This window comes from Alienimonas chondri, assembly GCF_013036045.1.
Taxonomy (GTDB): Bacteria; Planctomycetota; Planctomycetia; order Planctomycetales; family Planctomycetaceae; genus Alienimonas; species Alienimonas chondri.
Window position 1 is genome coordinate 1 of record NZ_WTPX01000233.1, and the last position, 5,171, is coordinate 5,171.

At 73.0% G+C, this 5,171-nt stretch carries 7 protein-coding genes; all 7 read left to right on the forward strand.

Annotated features, from left to right (window positions below; translation table 11 throughout):
- Positions 1–29 precede the first annotated feature (29 nt).
- Complete coding sequence (locus LzC2_RS20165; RefSeq protein WP_171189828.1) at positions 30–443, forward strand: DUF1257 domain-containing protein; 414 nt, start codon at positions 30–32, stop codon at positions 441–443.
- 1 nt (position 444) lies between these two features.
- Positions 445–639 carry a DUF2997 domain-containing protein gene (locus tag LzC2_RS20170; protein ID WP_171189829.1) on the forward strand — a complete coding sequence of 65 codons (195 nt, stop codon included), beginning with the start codon at positions 445–447 and terminating at the stop codon, positions 637–639.
- Between the two features lie 59 nt (positions 640–698).
- Positions 699–2,234 carry an AAA family ATPase gene (locus LzC2_RS20175; RefSeq protein WP_171189830.1) on the forward strand — a complete coding sequence of 512 codons (1,536 nt, stop codon included), beginning with the start codon at positions 699–701 and terminating at the stop codon, positions 2,232–2,234.
- A 142-nt stretch (positions 2,235–2,376) separates the two neighbouring features.
- Complete coding sequence (locus LzC2_RS20180) at positions 2,377–3,363, forward strand: hypothetical protein (RefSeq protein ID WP_246255238.1); 987 nt, start codon at positions 2,377–2,379, stop codon at positions 3,361–3,363.
- Positions 3,360–3,620, forward strand: coding sequence for a hypothetical protein (locus tag LzC2_RS20185; RefSeq protein ID WP_171189831.1), 261 nt, complete (start codon positions 3,360–3,362; stop codon positions 3,618–3,620). The genes LzC2_RS20180 and LzC2_RS20185 overlap by 4 nt, the downstream gene beginning before the upstream one ends.
- Positions 3,621–3,716: 96 nt before the next feature.
- Positions 3,717–3,923 (forward strand): hypothetical protein, encoded by a 207-nt coding sequence (locus LzC2_RS20190; protein WP_171189832.1) that lies wholly within the window; start codon positions 3,717–3,719, stop codon positions 3,921–3,923.
- 90 nt (positions 3,924–4,013) lie between these two features.
- Positions 4,014–5,171, forward strand: a 1,158-nt coding sequence (locus tag LzC2_RS20195) for a hypothetical protein (RefSeq protein ID WP_171189833.1), incomplete at its 3' end; no start/stop codon positions are given.

The window sequence follows — 5,171 nt, forward strand, 5'->3', positions numbered from 1 at the left end:
GTCCCCCACCCCGAACAGGAGACTTCCCCGTGAGTCACCTCGTGACCGTCGCCGCGAAGGCGACGGACCCCGCCGCCCTCGCGGCGGCCTGCCAGCGTCTGAAAATCCCCCCGCCCCAGACCGAGACCGTCACGTTCTTCGACCGCAGCGTGCAGCCCGGTCTTGCCGTTCGCCCGCCTGGATTCGTCTACCCCGTGGTGTGCGACGTCGAGACCGGCGACCTCTACCACGACACCTACGGAGGCCGCTGGGGCGATGAGTCCTTCATCGGCCGCCTGCTGCAGGCGTACGCGGTGGAGGCCGCCAAGCTGCAGGCGAAGGCCCGCGGCCACCGCTGCACGGAGACTGCCCTCGCCGACGGCAGCGTCAAGCTGACCGTCACCGCCGGGGCCGCCGGCTTCGGCGGCGCTTCCCAATATCTCACGACCGGGGAGGCCGCCTGAGATGTCCCCCCGCATCGAGATCACCGTCGCCCCCGCCGGCGAGACCAGCATTCAGACGAAGGGTTTCGCCGGTCCGTTCTGCGAAGCGGCGTCGAAGCCGTACGAGGACGCCCTCGGCGTCGCCACCGCCGAGCGGCGAACGCCGGAGTACCACGCGACCGCCCCAGTCGCCCAGGCGGCCGAGCAGCGGGCCTGACGCCTGATGCCCGGCACCCGTTCTTTCACAACCCGTTCCCACGTACGAAGGAGACGCCGATGCCGCGTCGACCGCGGGACCACGCCCCGCCCGAACCCGAAGACAAACCCACTCCCGCGACCTCGCCCCCGGGACTGACCGGAAGACTCGCGGAACTGATCGCCGCCGCCTTCCCGGGCGTGCTGGCGGTCACCCCCGAACCGGAGGAGGTCCTCCGCGACCTCGCTGGGCTGTGCCGAGAGAAGAACTGGAACCTCGCCGCCTGGACCGCCGACGGCGGCGAGGACGGCCCCGACGATCCGCTGGCGGCCGTGAAGGCGTTGCCCGACTCCGGCGACGGCGAGACGCCCTCGCTGCTCGCGATGGTGCACGTCCACCGGTATTTCAACAGTCCCGAGCTACTGGCGGCGATCCGCTCGGCGCTGGCGGCGGGCAAGACCCGCCGAACGCACTTGGTCCTGGTTCAGCCGACCGGCGAGCTCCCTCCGGAACTGGCCCGGGACTTCATCGTCCTAGACTGCCCGCTGCCGTCCCGGGCGGAGCTGGAGGCGGTGGCGCGGGGCGTCGCCACCGAGGCGGGCGAGTTGCCCGAGAAGCTGCACCCCGTGCTGGACGCCGCCGCGGGCCTGACTCGCGGCGAGGCGGAGAACGCCTTCGCCCTCTCGCTGGTCCGGCACGGTCGGCTCGATCCCGAGCCGCTGTGGGAGCAGAAGGCGAAGCAGCTTTCGAGCGGCGGCCCGCTGACGCTCTCCCGGGGCGGTCCCGGCTTCGATACCCTGGGCGGAATGGCCGCCCTCAAGGCTTTCTGCCGGACGGCGCTGACGAACGGGTCCCCGACGGCGGAGGCGCGGGGCTGCTTGTTGCTGGGGCCCGGAGGCGTCGGGAAATCGAGTTTCGCCCGGGCTCTCGGCGCCGAGGTCGGCCGCCCGACGCTGACCCTCGACGTGGGCGCCCTGATGGGCGGGCTGGTCGGAGCCACGGAGGAAAACACCCGACGGGCGTTGGCGACGATCGAAGCCATGGACCCGGTGATCTGCTTCGTCGACGAGATCGAACGCGCCCTGGCCGGCACGTCCGGCGGGGCCCAGGACTCGGGCGTGTCGTCCCGGCTGCTGGGGACGCTGCTCTCCTGGCTGGCGGACCGGCCGGCGGGGGTATTCGTCGTCTGCACGGCCAACGACGCCAGCAAGCTCCCCCCGGAGCTGACCCGCAGCGGGCGGTTCGACGCGACCTTCTTTCTCGATCTGCCCGGCCCCGAGCAGCGGGCGGGGATCTGGGAAACGTACCGCGAGCGCTACGGGATCGCCGCCGGCGAATCCACGCCCACTGACGCCGGCTGGACGGGGGCCGAGATCGAATCCTGCTGCCGGCTCTCGGCTCTCTTGGGCGTGAGTCTGGCCGAGTCGGCGACGCACGTCGTGCCGGTGAGCGTCAGCGGCGCCGAGTCGCTGGCGACGTTGCGGCGGTGGGCGGCCGGACGCTGTCTGGACGCCGAAGCCGGCGGCGCGTTCCGCCCCCGCCACGGACAGGACGACGGCGAACGACCCCGCCGCCGCACCAGCCGGCCCGCGAAGCAGAACCATTCGCTGAACTGACCGCCGGCTCCGATCGGCCTGTCTTCCTTCATCACGCCCCGGCGCTTCGCCGGGGCGTTTTCGTTTCCCCCTCCTGAGAACCAAGCCCATGACCCTGCTGATCAGCCCGCCCCGATGCAGGCGAACGCGTGCCGAAGAAGATTTGCCCGACGCGGAGACCGACCACGGCGCCGCGGAGGTCACCGTGCTGGACGAAGAACGGGATCACCACGAACGCGATCCCGCCGACCGGCTTCGCCAGGACGCCGCCGCGGTCCGGTTGCACGTCAGTTGGCCGGGCCTCAGGCGGACGCTCTCCGCGGAGCAGAAGGACGAGGCCGCCAGCCCGTTCGACGCCGAGAGCGGTTCGCTCTCGGCGAGCAAGAAGCTCCTCGATACGAAACATCCGGCCCTGAGGGCCGCCGCGAAGGTGCGGCACGCCGCGGGCTCGCACTGGAAGTCGGCGTCCCTGCCGTACCCGGAGCCGGGCGTTCGCCTGCTGCCCCGCACCGACCTGCCGGCGTTCGAGCGGCGGATGGGCGAGTTGCAGGCGGAACTGGCCGACGCCGCGGCCGAGGTCGACCGTCAACGGGACGAACTCGTCTCCCGGGCCCATCGGCGTCTCGGCGACCTGTTCGACCCGGCGGACTACCCGCCCTCGCTGGCCCCGCTGTTCGGCCTGTCGTGGGATCTGCCCGCCGTGGAGCCTCCCGATTACCTGCGGCGCCTGTCGCCGAGGCTTTACCGGCAGGAGTGCGACCGCGTGCGGCACCGGTTCGAGCAGGCCGTGCAACTGGCGGAGTCCGCCTTCGCCCAGGAACTGGCTTCTCTCGTCGAGCACCTGCGCGAACGCCTCACCGGCGGCGAGAACGGCGGACCCCGAGTGTTCCGCGACTCCGCCGTCGAGAACCTCACGGAGTTCTTCGCCCGTTTCCGCCGGCTGAGCGTCGGCGGCAACGAGGAGTTGAACGCCGTGGTCGCCGAAGCGGAGGGGCTGATGCGCGGCGTCGACCCCGCGGACCTGCGGGCCTCGACCGGCGTCGGCTGGCTGCAGGATCGCGTCCGCGAGGGGCTGAGCGGCGTGGCGGAAGCCCTCGACCCGCTCGTCGCGGACGCCCCCCGCCGCCGCGTGCTGCGGAACCCGCGATGAGCGGGGCCACGCAAGAACTGTTCGTCTCGCCGGACGGGACCGCCCGCGGTCTCTACGGCGAGTTGATCGACTCCGGCGCCCTCGGCACCGCCACGACCGTCCGAGCCAGTCACGTCGAGCCCGCCCCCGACGGCGGGTGGACCGCGGACCTCTCGCCGGTTGCCGGGCCGCTCCTCGGCCCGTTCCCCCTCCGCAGCGCCGCGTTGGCCGCGGAGGCGGACTGGCTCGTTCGTCATCGCCTGAACCCGCCGGGCTGAACGTTCGGCCCTTTCTTCTTCCCCCCCGAGCGGCGGGTCGGCCACGTGCCGGCCTGCCGCTCGTTTCGTTTCCCACCCCAAGGATCAGGAACTTCCATGCCTCAGCACGAACTGAACCGCCGCATCGCGGCCGTCACCGGCGAGCGGGTCGCGGACATCGCCCGCCTCGGTTTCCAGATCGACGGACCGCCGTCGTTCACCCGCGCCGGCGACGACCTCGGCCCCATCGACTGGGACGCCGAGCAGGCCGCCCGCCGCAGCGATCCGCACCGCTGCGGCCGCGGCCGGGTCGCCTTCCACTGATCGGCGGCGACGCCCCTGACCGGCGGCGGGCTCGCACCCCGCCGCCGGCCTTTTTCGCATCCGTTTCTCCCCCGAATCTGAGAGAACCCCATGACCCCGCTCACGCTGCCCCGACGAACGCTCCACAGCTTCCGGCTCGTGCTACGAAAGCACCTGTCCCTGAAGGCCCGCGACGAAGGCCCGCCCGTCCGTGTCCACGCCGGCGCCGACGGCGGAACGCTCCTCACGGCGATCGCCCCGGACGGTCGGGGCGCCCGTCTCGGCATTCCCGGGGACCGTCCGCCGGCGGACCTCATTTTGCCGTTCGGACTCCTATCCGACGCCGGCGCCGCCCGCAGCGGCGACGTCTCCCTCGCCGAGGCCGACGGCGGGGCGGCGGTCGTGGCGAACTGGGACGAGAAGGGCGTGCCGCGGTCCGCCCGCGGCACGCTGCAAGAAGCCGATCGCGACCGGAGGGCGGCATTCGACATGCCGACGGTCGACAAGTTCCACGACCCGGGCCCCGGCTTCGCCGCGGCCCTCCGGCACGCCGTCGACGTGACGGACGCGGAGTCCACCCGCTACGCCCTGGGCTGTGTCCGCCTGGATCCGCACGCCGGGCGGGTCGAAGCCACGGACTCCCACCACCTGCTCATCGCCCGGGGGTTCGCCTTCCCGTGGGAGGAACCCGTCCTTCTGCCGGCCCCGCACGCCCTCGGCTGCTCGCAGCTGAAGGCGGCTGAGGTGCGGGTGGCGCGAACGACGGACGGCCCGAAGATCCCGCTCGTCGTCCTCTCCGTCGGCGACTGGACGCTGTGGACGCCGGAGGCGCGGGACGCCCGGTTTCCGGACCTCGACCGCGTCGTCCCCGGCGGCGCGGGGAAGGCGACCGTCACGCTGTCCGAGACCGACGCGGCCTTCCTCGCTGACCGGATCGACCGACTCCCCGGGGCCGGCGACCACCGCCGTCCCGTCACGCTGGAGGTGCGGGACGGCCTGTTCCTGGTGCGGGCCGCGGAGCAGGGCGGCGAGCCGGTCGAGCTGGCGACGGCGTCCTCGGACGTGCAGGGCGGGGCGGTCGCCGTAGCCGACCGGCGGTTCCTCGCCCGGGCTCTCGCCGCCGGCTGCAGGCGGATCACGCTGCACGGCCCGGAGGAGCCGGTCCGCTGCGACGCGCCCGGGAACGGCGGGACGACGTCGGTTTCGGATTCGCTTCCGCGGTCAGCCGGACGGCTCCGTCGGCGGGGACGGCGTCGCCGGCGACGGAGC

Coding starts and splice junctions, on each gene's coding strand:
- LzC2_RS20170 (WP_171189829.1), top strand. CDS start 445: ATGTCCCCCCGCATCGAGATCACCGTCGCCCCCGCCGGCGAGACCAGC.
- LzC2_RS20175 (WP_171189830.1), top strand. CDS start 699: ATGCCGCGTCGACCGCGGGACCACGCCCCGCCCGAACCCGAAGACAAA.
- LzC2_RS20190 (WP_171189832.1), top strand. CDS start 3,717: ATGCCTCAGCACGAACTGAACCGCCGCATCGCGGCCGTCACCGGCGAG.
- LzC2_RS20185 (WP_171189831.1), top strand. CDS start 3,360: ATGAGCGGGGCCACGCAAGAACTGTTCGTCTCGCCGGACGGGACCGCC.